The organism is Sphaerotilus sp. (assembly GCF_041083715.1).
GTDB lineage: Bacteria > Pseudomonadota > Gammaproteobacteria > Burkholderiales > Burkholderiaceae_C > Sphaerotilus.
In genome coordinates this window covers 1-16,738 of record NZ_JBFPGY010000383.1, presented here as the reverse complement: position 1 = coordinate 16,738, position 16,738 = coordinate 1, and the positions used below count along the sequence as shown (strand labels likewise).

At 65.6% G+C, this 16,738-nt stretch carries 17 protein-coding genes and 2 tRNA genes; 5 read left to right on the top strand and 14 right to left on the bottom strand.

Annotation, left to right across the window (positions count from 1 at the left end):
- From dxr to rpsB, 7 genes are all read right to left on the bottom strand, one after another.
- Positions 1-793 (bottom strand): 1-deoxy-D-xylulose-5-phosphate reductoisomerase (gene dxr, locus AB3X43_RS18025; protein WP_369431251.1); only part of this gene is annotated, 793 nt, incomplete at its 3' end.
- Positions 790-1,626: a phosphatidate cytidylyltransferase gene (locus tag AB3X43_RS18020; protein WP_369431250.1), complete on the bottom strand. Its 837-nt coding sequence runs from the start codon at positions 1,624-1,626 to the stop codon at positions 790-792. The genes dxr and AB3X43_RS18020, both read right to left, overlap by 4 nt.
- A 13-nt stretch (positions 1,627-1,639) precedes the next feature.
- Complete coding sequence (uppS, locus tag AB3X43_RS18015; RefSeq protein ID WP_369431249.1) at positions 1,640-2,392, bottom strand: polyprenyl diphosphate synthase; 753 nt, start codon at positions 2,390-2,392, stop codon at positions 1,640-1,642.
- A 60-nt stretch (positions 2,393-2,452) separates the two neighbouring features.
- The gene (frr, locus tag AB3X43_RS18010; RefSeq protein ID WP_369431248.1) at positions 2,453-3,013 is read right to left on the bottom strand and encodes a ribosome recycling factor; all 561 of its coding nucleotides are present in this window, start codon (positions 3,011-3,013) and stop codon (positions 2,453-2,455) included.
- A 29-nt stretch (positions 3,014-3,042) separates the two neighbouring features.
- Entirely contained in the window at positions 3,043-3,753 is a 711-nt protein-coding gene (gene pyrH, locus AB3X43_RS18005; RefSeq protein WP_369431247.1) for a UMP kinase, read from the bottom strand.
- Between the two features lie 51 nt (positions 3,754-3,804).
- Positions 3,805-4,701, bottom strand: coding sequence for a translation elongation factor Ts (tsf, locus tag AB3X43_RS18000; protein WP_369431246.1), 897 nt, complete (start codon positions 4,699-4,701; stop codon positions 3,805-3,807).
- Between the two features lie 75 nt (positions 4,702-4,776).
- Positions 4,777-5,526, bottom strand: coding sequence for a 30S ribosomal protein S2 (rpsB, locus tag AB3X43_RS17995; RefSeq protein ID WP_369431244.1), 750 nt, complete (start codon positions 5,524-5,526; stop codon positions 4,777-4,779).
- 213 nt (positions 5,527-5,739) lie between these two features.
- Between rpsB and AB3X43_RS17990 the strand changes: the two genes are divergently transcribed.
- The 3 genes from AB3X43_RS17990 to AB3X43_RS17980 are packed head-to-tail and all read left to right on the top strand — an operon-like array spanning position 5,740 to position 9,103.
- Entirely contained in the window at positions 5,740-7,098 is a 1,359-nt protein-coding gene (locus tag AB3X43_RS17990; RefSeq protein WP_369431243.1) for an amidase, read from the top strand.
- A complete protein-coding gene (locus AB3X43_RS17985) occupies positions 7,095-7,553 on the top strand; it encodes a PIN domain-containing protein (RefSeq protein WP_369431242.1) in 459 nt (152 codons plus the stop codon). The genes AB3X43_RS17990 and AB3X43_RS17985 overlap by 4 nt, the downstream gene beginning before the upstream one ends.
- Complete coding sequence (locus tag AB3X43_RS17980) at positions 7,550-9,103, top strand: NAD(P)H-hydrate dehydratase (RefSeq protein WP_369431240.1); 1,554 nt, start codon at positions 7,550-7,552, stop codon at positions 9,101-9,103. Before AB3X43_RS17985 ends, AB3X43_RS17980 begins: the two co-directional genes overlap by 4 nt.
- Positions 9,104-9,112: 9 nt before the next feature.
- Here the strand turns inward: AB3X43_RS17980 and rnr are convergent, their stop codons facing one another.
- Positions 9,113-11,440: a ribonuclease R gene (rnr, locus tag AB3X43_RS17975; RefSeq protein ID WP_369431239.1), complete on the bottom strand. Its 2,328-nt coding sequence runs from the start codon at positions 11,438-11,440 to the stop codon at positions 9,113-9,115.
- Positions 11,441-11,552: 112 nt separating this feature from the next.
- Here rnr and AB3X43_RS17970 point away from each other — a divergent pair.
- Positions 11,553-11,637: transfer RNA gene (locus tag AB3X43_RS17970), tRNA-Leu, on the top strand.
- Positions 11,638-11,718: 81 nt separating this feature from the next.
- Positions 11,719-11,803, top strand: a tRNA-Leu gene (locus AB3X43_RS17965).
- 116 nt (positions 11,804-11,919) lie between these two features.
- Here the strand turns inward: AB3X43_RS17965 and AB3X43_RS17960 are convergent.
- The 6 genes from AB3X43_RS17960 to AB3X43_RS17935 all read right to left on the bottom strand — a co-directional run.
- A complete protein-coding gene (locus AB3X43_RS17960; RefSeq protein WP_369431238.1) occupies positions 11,920-12,441 on the bottom strand; it encodes a phosphoribosyltransferase in 522 nt (173 codons plus the stop codon).
- Positions 12,442-12,471: 30 nt separating this feature from the next.
- Positions 12,472-13,821 carry an adenylosuccinate synthase gene (locus AB3X43_RS17955; RefSeq protein WP_369431237.1) on the bottom strand — a complete coding sequence of 450 codons (1,350 nt, stop codon included), beginning with the start codon at positions 13,819-13,821 and terminating at the stop codon, positions 12,472-12,474.
- 47 nt (positions 13,822-13,868) lie between these two features.
- Entirely contained in the window at positions 13,869-15,032 is a 1,164-nt protein-coding gene (locus AB3X43_RS17950; protein WP_369431236.1) for an ATP phosphoribosyltransferase regulatory subunit, read from the bottom strand.
- Positions 15,033-15,177: 145 nt separating this feature from the next.
- On the bottom strand, positions 15,178-15,360 hold the full coding sequence (locus tag AB3X43_RS17945; RefSeq protein ID WP_473965148.1) for a DUF2065 domain-containing protein: 183 nt from the start codon (positions 15,358-15,360) through the stop codon (positions 15,178-15,180).
- 6 nt (positions 15,361-15,366) lie between these two features.
- Entirely contained in the window at positions 15,367-16,245 is an 879-nt protein-coding gene (gene hflC, locus AB3X43_RS17940; protein ID WP_369431234.1) for a protease modulator HflC, read from the bottom strand.
- 14 nt (positions 16,246-16,259) lie between these two features.
- The coding region (locus tag AB3X43_RS17935) for an SPFH domain-containing protein (RefSeq protein WP_473965147.1) at positions 16,260-16,738 on the bottom strand (479 nt) is incomplete at its 5' end.

Genomic DNA, 16,738 nt, shown 5'->3' with positions numbered 1-16,738 from the left:
CCATCGAATGGATGATGCTCTGCGGATGGATCACCACCTTCACCTGGCGCGGTGTCAGGTCGAACAGCCAGCGCGCCTCGATGACTTCGAGCGCCTTGTTCATCATCGTCGCCGAGTCGACCGAGATTTTGCGGCCCATGACCCAGTTCGGGTGCGCACAGGCCTGGTCCGGCGTCACGTCACGCAAGGTCTTCGGATCACGGTCACGGAACGGACCGCCGGACGCGGTCAGCACGATGTGGTCGATGCGCTGCGCCCAGGTCGTGCGGTCTTCCGGCAGACACTGAAAAATGGCGGAATGCTCGCTGTCGATGGGCAGCAGCTGCGCCCCGCCCTCGCGCACGGCGCGCATGAACAGCTCGCCGCCGACGACGATCGCCTCCTTGTTGGCCAGCAGCAGGCGCTTGCCGGCACGGGCTGCCGCCAGGCAGGGAGGCAATCCGGCGGCACCGACGATCGCCGCCATCACGCTGTCCACGTCCGGATGGGCGGCGACCTCCTCCAGCGCGGCAGGCCCGACCAGCACCTCGGTCGCGACACCGAGCGTGCGCAGGCGATCGGCCAGCGCGCGCCCGAGTTCGGCGGTCGGCATCACGGCGAAACGAGGACGCCAGGTGCGGCACTGGTCGGCCAGCTCCTCGACGCGGCTGTGCGCGCTGAGCGCGAACACCTCGTAGCGGTCGGGGTGGCGCGAGAGCACGTCCAGCGTGCTCGTCCCGATGGAGCCGGTCGAACCGAGCACCGTCACGCGCTGGCGCGGCGTGCCGGAAAAGACAGAAGCGGAGAGGGTCATGAAAGTACCAGGGCTAGTGCCAGCGGACACACGGGCAGGAGCGCATCGATGCGGTCCAGCACGCCACCGTGGCCGGGCAGCAAGGCACTGCTGTCCTTGGCGCCGGCACTGCGTTTCACCAGCGACTCGAAGAGATCGCCGACGACGCTCAGACTCGACAGGAACAGGCAGGACACCAGCAAGCCGGCCCAGCCCCAGCGTTGTAGCAGCAGCGTGTAAAGACTCGCGCTGTCGGCGAGTCCGCGTTGATCGAAGGCGATCCAGACCAGTGCCAGCAGCAGGACACCGGCCATCCCGCCGTAGACACCCTCCCAGCTCTTGCCAGGACTGATCGCGGGGGCCAGCTTGCGACGGCCGAAGGCGCGACCGCTGAAATACGCAGCGATGTCGGCCATCCAGACCAGACAGAACACCGAGAGCAGGAAGTTCAGGCCGCGCGCCTTGCCTTCGGCGATGGCCAGCCAGGCCAGCCAGAGCAGCAGCACCCCCCCCAGCAGCCGAAGCACACGGGGTACCTGCTGCCAGGCGTCCACACCACGCGCGAGCACCAGCGCCCCACCCAGCACCCAGACCAGCATCGCCAGCACCCACAGCGCACCCGGCGTGTGACCGATCCACCCGGCCTGCCAGAGCAGCGCCGAGCCCGCAGCCACGGCTCCACCCGTCAGCAGCGCCGATACGCCAGGGAAGCTGTTCAATCGGGCCCATTCCCAGCCAGCCGCCGCAATCATCAGCAGCGTCAACAGGGCAAAGGGCCAGACGGCCTGCGCGAACAGCGCCGGAAGTAGCACCAGCAGCATGAGGACTGCGGTGATGATGCGCTGCTTGAGCATGGGAGCGGAGAGGTCAGGCGCCGGGCGCCAGGGTGATCTTCTGCCCGCTGGCCGAGATGTCGGTTTTCACACCCCCATACCGGCGATCGCGGGCGGCATAGTCGGCCAGGGCCTTGTCGATCTCGGCGGCATCGAAGTCGGGCCACAGGCAGTCGGTGAAATACAGCTCCGAATACGCCACCTGCCAGAGCAGGAAGTTGGAGATGCGTACCTCGCCTCCCGTGCGGATGAACAGATCCGGATCGGGTGCATAGGCCAGCGCCATGTGCTTCGACAGCAACGCCTCGTCGATCTGATCGGCACGCGCACCATCGGCCACGGCGCGCTGGCAGGCCTGCACGATGTCCCAGCGACCACCGTAGTTGAACGCCACGGACAGTGTGATGCGGGTGTTGCCAGCCGTCACACGTTCGGCGTGCTCCCAGGCGGAACGCACCTTCTCCGATACTGCCGCGCGGTCACCGATGATCTGGATGCGCACGCCGATGTCCGACAGGCGTGCCAAGTACTTGGCGACCGCCGTCAGCACCAGGTTCATCAGGCCGGACACCTCGTCCTCGGGGCGCTTCCAGTTCTCGGACGAGAAGGCGAACACCGTCAGGTACTCGACGCCCCGATCGGCACACGTGTTGATGCAGCCGATGAGCGCATCGACGCCGTACTTGTGGCCGACAATGCGCGGCATCAGCCGCTTGTTGGCCCAGCGCCCGTTGCCGTCCATCACGACAGCGACATGGCGGGGAATCCGGTTCGCGTTGTCAGCCACGGCAGCCTGCCTCAGGTCCGTTGAAATCGTTCGGAAGGAACATGGCGTGCAGGTGCTGGCTCAGACAGCCAGGATCTCGACTTCCTTGGCCGCCACCAGCCGGTCGATCTCGGAGATCACGCGGTCGGTGAGCTTCTGCACGTCGTCGATCGAGCGGCGCTCTTCGTCCTCGGAGATCAGCTTGTCCTTGAGCAGGCGCTTGGCCTGGTCGTTGGCGTCGCGGCGCAGGTTGCGCACGGCGATGCGCGCGTCTTCGCCTGCATTGCGCACGACCTTGGTCAGATCGCGGCGACGCTCTTCGGTCAGTGCCGGCATCGGCACGCGGATCAACTCACCCAGCGACGACGGATTCAGGCCCAGATCCGACTCGCGGATGGCCTTCTCGATCGGCTTGGCCATGTTCTTTTCCCACGGCTGCACGCTGATGGTGCGGGCATCGATCAGCGACACATTGGCCACCTGGCTGATCGGCAGCATCGAGCCGTAGTACTCGACCTGCACCTGGTCCAGGATGCCCGGGTGGGCTCGGCCGGTGCGGATCTTCTGCAGTTCGTTCTTGAAGGATTCGATGGACTTGGCCATCTTGGCTTCAGCGTTTTTCTTGATGTCGGCAATGCTCATCGTGGTGCTCCTGCTGGTCCCGAACGCCGTCAGACGTGGACCAGCGTTCCTTCGTCTTCACCCAGGACGACGCGCTTGAGGGCGCCCGGCTTGAAGATCGAGAATACCTTGATCGGGAGGTTCTGGTCACGGCACAGCGCAAACGCCGTCGCGTCCAGCACCGCCAGGTTGCGGCCGATGGCCTCGTCGAAGGTCAGCGTCGCATAGCGGGTGGCTGTCGGGTCCTTCTTGGGGTCGGCAGTGTAGACGCCGTCCACCTTGGTGGCCTTCAGCACGATCTGGGCACCGATCTCGGCACCACGCAGCGCGGCGGCCGTGTCGGTGGTGAAGAAGGGGTTGCCAGTCCCACCCGCAAAGATGACCACCTTGCCTTCTTCCAGATACTGGAGCGCCTTGGGACGCACGTAAGGCTCGACGACCTGGTCGATGCTCAGGGCAGACATGACCCGGGCGGTCATGCCTTCCTGGCGCATCGTGTCGGACAGGGCCAGCGCGTTCATCACGGTCGCCAGCATGCCCATGTAGTCGGCGGTGGCACGGTCCATGCCGACCGCACCGCCCGCGACCCCGCGAAAGATGTTTCCGCCACCGATCACCACCGCCACTTCGCATCCCAGTTGGGTGATTTCCTGCACCTCGCGCACCATGCGCACGATGGTGGCGCGGTTGATGCCGTAGGCATCGTCGCCCATCAGGGCTTCACCAGACAACTTGAGAAGGATGCGTTTGTAAGCGGGCATGCAGTGACCTCGAAACAGAAAAAAGACGATCGCGAGTTTAGAGCAGCAGGATCACAGGCCCTTGGCGGCGGCGACCTGCGCAGCCACTTCGGCCGCGAAGTCGTCCTGCTTCTTCTCGATGCCTTCGCCGACGATGAACATCGTGAAGCCGGCGGGCGTGGTGCCGGTGCTCTTGAAATACTGGCCGACGGTCTGCTTGCCATCCGCAGCCTTCACGAACACCTGGTCGAGCAGCGAGACCTCCTTGAGGTACTTCTGCACCGAACCTTCGACCATCTTGACGACGATGTCGGCCGGCTTGCCCGATTCAGCCGCCTTCTCGGTGGCCACGCGGCGCTCGACCTCGATCAGTTCGGCCGGCACGTCCGCCGACGACAGCGCCACGGGCTTCATGGCGGCGATGTGCATCGCTGCATCCTTGGCCGCCACGGCGTCGCCGGTGTACTCGACCATCACGCCGATGCGCACGCCGTGCAGGTAGTGGGCCAGCTGACCGCCATCGGCATAGCGCTTGAAGCGGCGGATCGACATGTTCTCGCCGATCTTGCCGATCAGGCCCTTGCGGACGTCCTCGACGGTCGGGCCGAAATCGCCCATCACCAGCGGCAGCGCCGACAGCGCAGCCACGTCGGCCGGGTTGTGCGCGACGATCAGGTCGGCACACGACTGCACGAACGACAGGAAGCTGTCGTTCTTGGAGACGAAGTCGGTCTCGCAATTGACTTCGACCAGCGCGCCGGTGTTCCCGGCAACGGCAGCGGCGATGACGCCTTCGGCCGTCACGCGGGAAGCGGCCTTGCCGGCCTTGTTGCCGAGCTTGACACGCAGGATTTCCTCCGCGCGCACCATGTCGCCGTCGGCCTCGGTCAGTGCTTTCTTGCACTCCATCATCGGCGCGTCGGTCTTGGCGCGCAGGTCGCCGACCATCTTGGCGGTAATAGCAGCCATGAAAGTTCTCCTCAAATCTCGAAATCTTGAAAAAAAGGGGCTGAATCAGCCCCTTGCACGCCGGACCGAAGAGGTTCAGGCGGCGCCGTTCTCTTCGACGTATTCGTCCGAACTCGGCGCAGCGACGGCTTCCACCACTTCGTTCAGCGACTGGGCCTTGCCTTCCAGGACGGCGTCGGCCATCACGCGGGCGTACAGCGCCACGGCCTTGGCCGAGTCGTCGTTGCCAGGGATGACGTAGTCGATGCCGACTGGGTTGTGGTTGGTGTCGACCACACCGATGACCGGGATGCCCAGCTTCTGGGCTTCAGCGATGGCGATCTTGTGGAAACCCACGTCGATCACGAACATCGCGTCCGGCAGGGCAGCCATGTCCTGGATGCCGCCGATGTCCTTTTCCAGCTTGGCCAGCTCGCGCTGGAACAGCAGGCCTTCCTTCTTGCTCATCGACTCCAGGCCGGCTTCCACCTGGGCCTGCATGTCCTTGAGCTTCTTGAGCGAACCCTTGACCGTCTTGAAGTTGGTCAGCATGCCGCCGAGCCAGCGCTGGTCGACGTAGGGCATGCCGGCGCGCTGCGCTTCTTCGGCCACGATGTCACGGGCCTGGCGCTTGGTGCCGACGAACAGCACGGTGCCACGCTTGGCGGCCAGCGAACGGGCGAACTTGGTGGCTTCCTGGAACAGCGGAACCGTCTTTTCCAGGTTGATGATGTGGATCTTGTTGCGGTGGCCGAAGATGTACGGGGCCATCTTGGGGTTCCAGAAACGGGTCTGGTGACCGAAGTGGACGCCGGCTTCCAGCATTTCACGCATCGTGAAGGACATGACTAACTCCAGAAATTCCAAAGGTTGGATCTAGAATCCGACTCGAATTGCACGCAGTGCGCAGTCAACACCGCACTCGGCGCAACACCTTCAGCCAGTCGGATTCGGGATTGGTTCTTCCGTCCCGCATGTCGGGACTGTCGGACGCACCATGCACCGGACAGCTTGCCACTGTGGAAGCGGCATCGGAAAAACCCCGAGATTGTAGCAGCCTTGAATCCCATCGATCCAGCCCAGCCGCACGCCGGCGCTCATCCTGCGGCCCACGCAGCGAGAGACGCCCTCGAAATCTCGCTTGAAATTGCACTCGGCGAGGCTGCATCGGCCTTCGTGCACATCGACCGCGACGGTGCACGCGCCGCAGCCCATGAGGCCGACCAGCGCCGCCAGCGCGGCGCAGCGCTCGGACCGCTGGACGGACGCGCGATCAGCGTCAAGGACCTGTTCGACGTGGCCGGGCAGACCACCACGGCCGGCTCTACTGTGCTGGCCGAACGCCCGGCAGCCCTCACCGACGCCCTGGCGGTGGCGCGGCTGCGCGCCGCCGGCTGCGCGCTGATCGGCCGCACGCAGATGACCGAGTTCGCTTTTTCAGGTGTCGGCATCAACCCCCATCAAGGCACACCCGTCAATCCGGTGATGGCCGCCCTGGGGCTGGAGGCACGCATTCCCGGTGGCTCCACCTCGGGCGGCGCCGTGTCGGTGGCCACTGGCGCCGCCTGGGCAGCGCTGGGCACCGACACCGGTGGATCCATCCGCATTCCGGCCGCCCTGCAAGGCCTGGTCGGCTTCAAGAACACCCAGTCCCGCACACCCAATGGCGGCAGCATCCCGCTGTCGCCGAGCCTGGACACCACCTGCGCCATCACCAGCAGCGTGCGCGACGCCGTCCTGGTGCACGAAGTGCTGTCGGCCCGACGCTGCGCACCCGTCGCCCGCGCGCTGGCGGACTGGCAGTTCGGCGTGGTCGAGCCGCTGCTGCTCGACGGCATGGACCCGGACGTCCAGCGCACCTTCGAACGCAGCCTGGCAGACCTTGGCCGCGCCGGCGCACAGATCACCCGACTCGCCCTGCCTGCACTGGAGGATCTGCCCGCCTTGCTGCAGGCTGGGGGACTGCCGGCCGCCGAGAGCTGGGCCTGGCACCACGAACTGCTCGCCAGCCAGGGCGATCGCTACGATCCGCGGGTTGCCGCCCGCATCCGGCGCGGCGCCTCCATCACGCCAGCCGCGATCGCGGAGCTGCACCGGCTGCGCGCGCGCTGGATCGAACGCATGGCCGCCGCATTGGGCACCGTGGACTGCGTGCTGAGCCCGACCGTGCCGGTGATCGCGCCCCCGCTGGCCCCACTGATCGCAGACGACGAAACCTTCTTCCGGGTCAATGCGCTGCTGCTGCGCAATCCGTCGATCATCAACCAGCTCGACGGCTGCGCCATCAGCCTGCCCTGCCACCGGCACGGCGACGCGCCGGTCGGCCTGATGCTCTGGACCACCGGCGGACGCGACGAAGCACTGCTAGGCGCCGCGCTGGACGTCGAAGCCGCACTGCAACCCGGACGCACCCGATGACCCCGGACATCATTCTCGACACCAACGTGGTGCTCGACTGGCTGGTGTTCGAACACACCAGCGGTCTCGCCATCGGTCAGGCCGTCACCGAAGGCCGGGTGCGCTGGATCGTCAGTCCAGCGATGCAGGACGAACTGGTCGACGTGCTCGGACGCCTGCTGCACCTGCCGACGCTGGTGCGCTGGTCCGCCCGCCACGCCCCGGCCATGGCCGCGGTGCAAGCCTGGTCGCGACCGGTGCCGCCCCCCGGTACGCTGCCCTACGGCGAGCGCCTGCGCTGCACCGATCCGGACGACCAGTGCTTCATCGACCTCGCCATTGCCCGGCGTACACCATGGCTCGTGACGCGCGACCACGCCCTGCGCCGACTGGCCCGGCGAGCGCGGCCGCTCGGCGTCGCCGTGCTGACACCCGAAGCGTGGGCAGCAACAGCACCGGTGGCCCACACCACATGAACCACGCCACCCCCATCCACCTCTCGACCCGGATCCGGACGACCGCAGGCCCCTGGCCGACCCATGACAGCGCCGCCTCCCGTGCGATCGATGCATCGTCCGCACAGGATCTGCCGCCCCACACGCTGATGCAGCGCGCCGGACAGGCGGTCGCGCGGCTGGCCATGGCCCTCACGCCCCATGCCCGCCGCATTGATGTGCTGGCCGGCAACGGCAACAACGGTGGCGACGGCTACGAGGCAGCCCTGCACCTGCACCAGGCGGGACGGAACGTCGTCGTGCACGCCTTCGGCCACGGCACGGCCTGGCCGCTGGACGCCGCAGCGTCGCGCCGCCAGGCGCAGTCTGCGGGTGTCCGCATCGTGGACGGACTGGACACCGCCGAGTGGTCCCGGTCCGATCTGGTCATCGACGCCCTGCTGGGCCGCGGCCTGACACGGCCCGCCAGCGGTGAACTGGCCGAAGCGATCCGCCTGTCGCACAGACACGCCGCGCCCGTGCTGGCCGTGGACCTGCCCTCGGGACTGCCCGGCGACACGGGCGCACTGGAGGTAGGCGCGCCCTGTGTCCAGGCGCGCTGGACGCTGGCGCTGCTGACCCTGGCACCCGGCCTGTTCACCGCCCGCGGACGCGACCACGCCGGCGAGATCTGGTGGGACAACCTGGGCGTCTCGCTGGCACAAGCCGGCGGGCCTGCGCCTGCAGCCTGGCTGCACAGCCCGGTCTGGGCCGAATCCGTCTGGCCGGCCAGGCTGCACGCCCAGCACAAGGGCAGCTTTGGCGATGTCTGGGTGCTGGGAGGCGGGCGGTCGATGACTGGCGCAGCCCTGCTGGCCGCACGCACCGCGCTGTGTGTCGGCGCTGGCCGTGTCTACGCCCACCTGCTCGACCCCGACGCCCAGCGGCTTGATCCGCACCACCCGGAGCTGATGCTGACCGACGCACCGGATGCCGCGCGCCTGCGGAACGCCACGGTGGTGGCCGGGTGTGGCGGTGGGCAGGCGATCCGCGAACACCTGCCGGACACGCTGCGCCAGGCCGCCAGGCTGGTGCTGGATGCCGATGCACTGAATGCACTGGCCGAGGACACCCAGCTGGGCGAAGCCCTGCGCGAGCGCCGCGACAACGGTCTGCCGACCGTGCTGACGCCACATCCGCTGGAGGCCGCGCGCCTGCTGGGTTGCAGCGCGGCCGAAGTCCAGTCCGATCGCCTGGTCGCCGTCCGGACGCTGGCCACGCGCACCGGCGCTGTCGTGGTGCTCAAGGGCTCCGGCAGCCTGACCGCCTCGCCGGAGGCCATTCCGTGGATCAACACCAGCGGCAACGCCGCACTCGCCACGCCGGGCAGCGGTGATGTGCTGGCCGGCTGGATCGCTGGACTGTGGAGCCAGCTGGCCGGCGGGCCCTCCAGCAAGAACGCATCGCTGGTGTGGTCGCAGGCGGAACTGGCCGCCCGCCATGCGGTGTACCTGCACGGCCTGCGCGCCGAACAGCTCAGCCCGGCGGGCGATGTGCTGATCGCCAGCCGGCTGGTCCCCTCCGGGCGCTGACCGGACGCCTCAGCGCTTGTTGCGGCGCCGGCGACCTTCGACCGCCGGCGTCGGCACAACCGCCTCCATCGGCAGATCGACCGGCACAGGTGCCGGCCGCACCACCGCCTTGCCGGACGACTTCCCTGCCGCCTTGCCTGCAGCTTTGCCAGCCACCTTGCCCGCACTCTTGCCTGCGGTCTTGCCAGCACGCGGATCCGACTTGCGGGCCGCCGACTTGCGCGACGAGTGGCGCACGGCGCGATCGGACTCCTGGATGGACGCCAGCTCTTCCTGGGCTGAGGCATGTCGCTCACGGGCCGGTTTGGGCACCACGGCAGGTGCCAGCGGATCGCGCACCATCCGGAAGTCGATGCGGCGCCCGTCGAGATCGACCCGGCTGACCTGCACCCGGATGCGCCCGCCCACCGCGTAGCGCACACCAGTCCGCTCGCCGCGCAGTTCGTGGCGCACATCGTCGTAGCGGAAATACTCGCCGCCCAGTTCGGTGATGTGGACCAGACCCTCCACATACAGCTCGTCGAGCTGCACGAACAGACCGAAGCTCGTGACCGAGCTGATCGTGCCGCCGTACTCCTCGCCCAGCCGGTCGCGCATGAACTTGCATTTCAGCCACGCCTCGACGTCCCGCGAGGCTTCGTCCGCACGGCGTTCGTTGGCGCTGCAATGGGCGCCAGCCACTTCCCAGACCTCCAGATCGCGGGGCGCAATGCCCTCCATCCGCGGCGCAGGCCCTTCGACCTTGGCCGGCTGCCGGCGCCGTGTCGGCACCGCGGCACCAGGTACCGCAGCCCGCACCACCAGGCCGTACTTCTTGCCAGCCAGCAGCCCCTTGATGACACGGTGCACCAGCAGGTCCGGATAGCGCCGGATCGGGCTGGTGAAGTGCGTGTACGCGCTGTAGGACAAGCCGAAGTGGCCGTTGTTGAAGGGCGTGTAGATCGCCTGCTGCATGGAACGCAGCAGCATGGAGTGGATCTGCGTGGCGTCCGGGCGGTCCCGGGTCATCTGCGCGAGCGCCTGCAACTCGCCGGGCGTCGGCTCGTCGCTGACCGTGAGGTTCAGGCCGAGACTGCGCAGGTAGTTCTGCAGGGCCAGACGCTTTTCGGGGGTCGGGCCTTCATGCACCCGGTACAGCGAGGGATGCTTGCCCGCCTGGATGAAGTCGGCGGCACAGACATTGGCCGCGAGCATCGCCTCCTCGATCAGACGATGCGCTTCGGTGCGAACCCGCGGAATGATCTTGTCGATGCGCCCGTTTTCGTCACAGACGATCTGCGTTTCGGTGGTCTCGAAATCGATCGCACCGCGGGTGGCGCGCTGCTTCAGCAGCAGGCGATAGACCTCGTGCAGATGCAGCAGATGTGGCACGAGGTGGACCTGGCGCTGCGCCTCGGCGCCTCGGGTATTCGAGAGCACCGCAGCCACTTCGGTGTAGGTCAGCCGCGCATGCGAGCAGATCACGGCCGGGTAGAACTGGTACGCCGTCACCTCGCCTTCGGCATCCACGAGCATGTCGCAGACCATCGAGAGCCGGTTCTGGTTCGGATTGAGCGAACACAGGCCATTGGAAAGCTTTTCCGGCAGCATCGGAATGACGCGCCGCGGAAAGTACACCGAGGTCGCGCGCTCATAGGCATCATCGTCCAGCGGATCGCCCGGCTTGACGTAGTGGCTCACGTCGGCAATCGCCACCAGCAGTCGCCAGCCTTTCTTGCGCCCGACCTTGGCCGGCTCGCAGTAGACCGCATCGTCAAAGTCACGCGCGTCCTCGCCGTCGATCGTCACCAGCGGCACGTCGGTCAGATCGACCCGGTGCTTCATATCGACGGCACGCACCTTGTCAGGCAGCTTGCCGGTTTGCGCCAGTGTCCCGGGAGAAAACTGGTGCGGCACTTCGTACTTGCGCACCGCAATCTCGATCTCCATGCCGGGATCGTCAATGTCCCCCAGCACCTCGGTGATGCGCCCGACCGGCTGCGAGTGCAGCGACGGCGGCTCGGTCAGCTCGACCGCCACCACCTGCCCGGCTTCCGCGCTGGCTGTTGCGTTTTTAGGAATCAGGATGTCCTGCCCGTACCGCTTGTCTTCCGGGGCAACGATCCACACGCCGTTCTCGAGCAACAGACGCCCGATGATCGGTGCCTTGCGGCGCTCCAGAATCTCCAGCACCCGCCCCTCGGGGCGCCCCTTTCGGTCAAGCCGCACAACCCGCACACGAATCCGATCCTGGTGCAGGACGGCACGCATTTCCTGCGGTGCCAGATAAATGTCGACATCACCGCCGTCGACCACCACAAAGCCATGCCCATCACGGTGGCCTTGCACCGTGCCCACGACTTCATTCGACAAAGTACTGTTGCTCAAAAAAATTCCTTGCGTTCAATTTCTAACTGATGCTACACTAGCGTTCTTCGCAGTTGGGAACAAAATTTCTTGCTGCGACGAAGCCCAGATGGCGGAATTGGTAGACGCACTAGTTTCAGGTACTAGCGGGTAACTCCGTGGAGGTTCGAGTCCTCTTCTGGGCACCAATAGAATTTAGCATACGCTGAATTCTGCCTTTTGCACAGACTCATGAAATCCAAGTCTGTGCTCATATTCAGGATTTCAAAGCCCAGGTGGCGGAATTGGTAGACGCACTAGTTTCAGGTACTAGCGGGTAACTCCGTGGAGGTTCGAGTCCTCTCCTGGGCACCAACATGAAAAGCCAGCTTTCGAGCTGGCTTTTTTATTGCCGCCGCATTCCAACCAGATCAAAACCCGCCCTCCTCTTGGAGGCGGCGGGTTCACAGCGCAGCGGCTGTGGCCTGTTTTCAGACCGATAGTTTGCGGGTCAGCGCATCCGGACGCATCGCGTCATATTCTTCGAACGGCTGGTGGATCCACGGACTCGTGGACAGCGTCTCGACAAAATAGTCCGGCGTATAGCAAGAAACACCCTTCACCCACAACACAGCCGAACGCAACTCGCGAATCGAAGGCATGCCACGCAGTCGATCCACCACGGCCTGCAGCGTGACCCCCGAATCAGCGAGATCATCCACCAGCAGCACACGGCCAGCCAGTTCGCCTTTGGGCATGGTGATGTACTTCGCCATGTCCAACCGACCCTGGATCGTGCCGCTTTCGGCACGGTAGGAACTGGTCGCCATGATGGCCAGCGGTTTGTCGAACACCCGGGACATCACATCGCCGGGACGCAGACCACCGCGCGCCAGACAGAGAATCTGGTCGAATTCCCAGCCGGACTGGTGGACCTTGATCGCGAGCTTCTCGATCAGCAGATGGTATTCATCCCAAGATACATACAGGTGTTTGCCGTCATCGGTGAGCATGCTGACTCCTAGCTTGATCGGATCGGACATTCAGTCCTTGTACGGGTGACGCAGCAGGATGGTGTGGTCGCGGTCCGGACCCGTCGACACCATTGCAATCGGCGTAGCGATGAATTCCTGCACACGCTCCAGATACCGCTGCGCATTGAGCGGCAAACCTTCCCACGTCGTCACGCCAAAGGTCGTTTCCGTCCAGCCCGGGAACACTTCGTAGACCGGCTTGCAGTTGACGATCTCATCGGCGTCGAGCGGCAGGATGTCCACGCGCTCACCATGCAACTCGTAGCCGACACACATGCGGATCTCCGTCAGACCATCCAGCACATCCAGCTTGGTCAGGCACAACCCCGTGATGCCGTTGATCAGCATCGCGCGCTTGAGCGCCGCACCATCCAGCCAACCACAGCGGCGGGCACGCCCGGTGACGGTGCCGCGCTCCTGGCCGACCGTGGACAGGTGGTGGCCCACGGTGCCCGGCTCGTCCATCGGCAGCTCGGTCGGGAACGGACCCGAGCCGACACGCGTGGTGTAGGCCTTGGTGATGCCGAGCATGTAGTGCAGCAATTGCGGACCGACACCCGAGCCAGCAGCCGCATTGCCCGCCACGCAGTTGCTCGACGTGACGAATGGGTAGGTGCCGTGATCGATGTCGAGCAGCGTGCCCTGCGCACCTTCGAACAGGATGCTGCCACCGGCACGATTGGCCGCATCGATGCGCACGCCGACATCCGCCATCATCGGCTTGAGCTGCTCGGCCATCAGCATGGCGTTGTCGAAGATGGGCTGGAATTCCAGCGCTGCGCTGTTCAGATAGCCTTCGAGCGCGAAGTTGTGCAACGCCAGCAGCTCGCGCAGCTTCTTCGCGAAACGCTCGGGATGCTTCAAGTCCTGGACGCGCAACGCACGGCGAGCCACCTTGTCCTCGTATGCAGGCCCGATGCCCTTGCCGGTCGTGCCGATCTTGCCAGCACCACTGGTTTCGCGCAGCGCCTCGCGCGCCTTGTCCACCTCGACATGAAACGGCAGGATCAGCGGGCAGGACTCGCTGATGAACAGGCGCGAACGCACATCCAGACCAGCGGCTTCAAGTCGCCCGATTTCCAGCAGCAGGTGGGCCGGATCGACCACGACGCCGTTGCCGATATAGCAGGCCACACCGGCGCGCATGATGCCCGAAGGGATCAGCTGCAGCGCGGTCTTCACGCCATTGATCACCAGCGTATGGCCGGCGTTGTGGCCGCCCTGGAAACGCACCACGCCGGCGGCGTGGTCGGTCAGCCAGTCGACAACCTTGCCTTTGCCCTCATCACCCCATTGCGTTCCGACAACGACGACATTGCGTCCACGAACTTCTGCAGACGCAGCACTGCGTGTATCCATCTCAAGTATCCGATCGAAAGGAAAGGTCCGGTCAGTGGCGGCGGCGCTCAGCGCGCACAGACCACCCACTGCCCGTTGACGGCGACCAGTTCCCGGTCGCACTCGAACTCGTCTGCCTCGTGCTCGTGCCCGGGCAACACACAAACCACCGCTTCGCCTGCCTCGCGCAGGCGACGCACAGCTGCGCGAAGCACCATGTCTTCGCTCCAGGGTGCACGGATGGCCGCGCGGCGTCCATCGAAACGGACATGCTCCACGACAGACTTCAGATCGAGACTGAAGCCCACCGCCGCACGCCGGCGCCCGAAGATGGCCCCGACATTGTCATAGCGCCCACCACGCACCAGTGCATCGGTGCCACCGGCGCTGTAGATCGCGAACCGGGTCCCGCTGTAATAGGCATAGCCTGACAGATCGGCCAGATCGAACCCGAGGCGCAGCGACGGGTAGTCGCGCCGAAGGTGCGTGGCGAGCCACTGCACATCGTCCAGCGCCGAAGTGATCAATGCGTTGTCCGGCAGCCGGTCACGTGCGATCGCCAGCACTTCATCACCGCCGAACAAGGACGGCAGCAACCGCAGTGCATCGCGGTTCATCGCCGGCAGATCGGCCGTCAGCACCTGCAACTCGGCCTGGTCCTTGGTTGCCAGCGCAGCACGCAGCGCATCGCCCTGGCCAGGGGACAGCGTCACCCCCTCCAGTGCGCCCTGCACGACGCGGGCATCGGCCAAGTCCATCACCAGCGAATCGACGCGGGCACGGCCCAGGCACTCGAGCGCCAGCTCGTGCACTTCCAGATCGGCTTCGAGGCCGACATGGCCGTAGATCTCGGCACCGAACTGGAGGGGTTCACGCGTGCTGTCCGGTCCGGCCGGCAGCGTGTGCAGCACCGGGCCGCAGTAGCACAGCCGGGTCAGTCCGGCACGGTTCAGCAGATGTGCATCGATGCGCGCCACCTGGGGCGTGGTATCGGCACGAATGCCCAGCGTGCGGCCACTGAGCTGATCGACCAGTTTGAAGGTGCGCAGATCCAGTGCACGACCCGTGCCGCTCAGCAGCGACTCCAGGTGCTCCAGCAACGGCGGCATGACCAGTTCATAGCCGTAGCCACGGGCCGCATCCAGCAGGATGCGCCGCAACTCCTCGATTCGCCGAGCCTCATGGGGCAACACATCGGCAATGTGCTCGGGCAACAGCCAAGCAGAAGACATAACGGTGCAGGAAATCAAAACGACGATTCTACCGGGGGACACCGGCTTCACCGCCCGTCACGACGCAAGAAGCGTCCGCTGGCCTGCTCCAAGTCGGCATGATGACAACAGGCAGGAAGACCGGCGGGAACCGGTCACAAGGCGCTCAACTGAAGAGCAGCAACAACAGAAGACCGGTCAGAACACTGATCAGACCGATGAACCGGATCTGCCCGTCCCCGAGCGCCAGGACGCGCTCGAAGATGCTGCGCCACCGCCGCGGACCGAGCAGCGGCATCAGCCCTTCGATCACCAGCACCAGCGCCAGAGCCGACAGCAGCGTGTCCAACGTCACTTATTTGCCACCCACGCCGCCGCTGCGCATCACGCGGAAGAACTCGCTAGACGGATCGACCACGAGCACATCGCTCTTGCTGCGGAAACTCGAACGGTAAGCCTCCAGGCTGCGGTAGAAACTGGCGAACTGGGGATCGCGGCCAAATGCTTCGGCGTAGATGGCGGAAGCCTTGGCATCCCCCTCGCCCTTGACCTTCTGGGCTTCGCGGTAGGCATCTGCCAGGATCACCTCGCGTTGCCGATCCGCATCGGCCCGGATCTTTTCGCCATCCGCTGCGCCCTCGGAGCGCAGTTCATTGGCAACACGCTTGCGCTCCGACTCCATGCGGCGATAGACCGACTCCGTGATCGTGGCGGCGAAATCGACCCGCTTGATGCGAACGTCGACGATCTCGATGCCGAAGTTCTTGGCATCGTCGCTGAGGCGCTGCATCACGCCCTGCATCACCTTGTCCCGCTCCGTGGAGAGCATGGCCCGCACGGTGCGCTTGGTGACTTCCTCGTTCAGCGCAGCCTGCACGATGGGGGACAGACGGGCCTCGGCATTGCGCAGGTCAACACCGGTGTTGCGGATGAACTGGCGTGGCTCGGTGATGCGCCACTTGACCAGCCAGTCGATCACCAAGCTCTGCTTCTCGGCAGTGAAGACCGGGCGCGTCTCGGGGCTGTCCAGCGTCTGTGTGCGGCGGTCGATGAAGATCACGTTCTGCAGCGGCGGCGGCAGCTTGAACTTCAGCCCAGGCTCGGAAATGACTTCCTTGATCTCGCCGAGCGAGTAGACGACGGCGAAGTTGCGCTGATCGACCACAAACAGCATCGACATGGTGACGAGCAGCGCCATCACGGCACTGATCGCGAGTAGTCCGATTCGATTCATTTGAATTCCCCTGCTCAGCGCACTTCACGGTCGCGGCCGCGTTGCCCATCGCGTGAACGCACGTCCACGCTGCTGCCCGAAGCGCCGTCGTTGCCGGACGGCACCAGCGACACGGCCGATGCCGCGGTGGCCGACGTGGCTGCCGACTGCTGCATCAGCTTGTCCAGCGGCAGGTAGAGCAGGTTGCTGCCGTTGCGCGAATCGACCATCACCTTGCTGACATTGGCATAGAGCTGCGACATGGTGTCGATGTACATCCGGTCGCGGGTCACGCCAGGCGCCTTCTGGTATTCGGCGAGCACACTGCGAAAACGCTCACTGTCGCCTTCGGCCTGTGCGACCACACGGGCGCGGTAGCCTTCGGCTTCCTCCGCCAGACGTGCGGCCGTGCCGCGGGCCTTGGGGATGATGTCGTTGGCGTAGGCTTGCCCTTCGTTCTTGAGGCGCTCGCGGTCGGCACCGGCCTTGAATGCATCGTCGAAGGCCGCCTGGA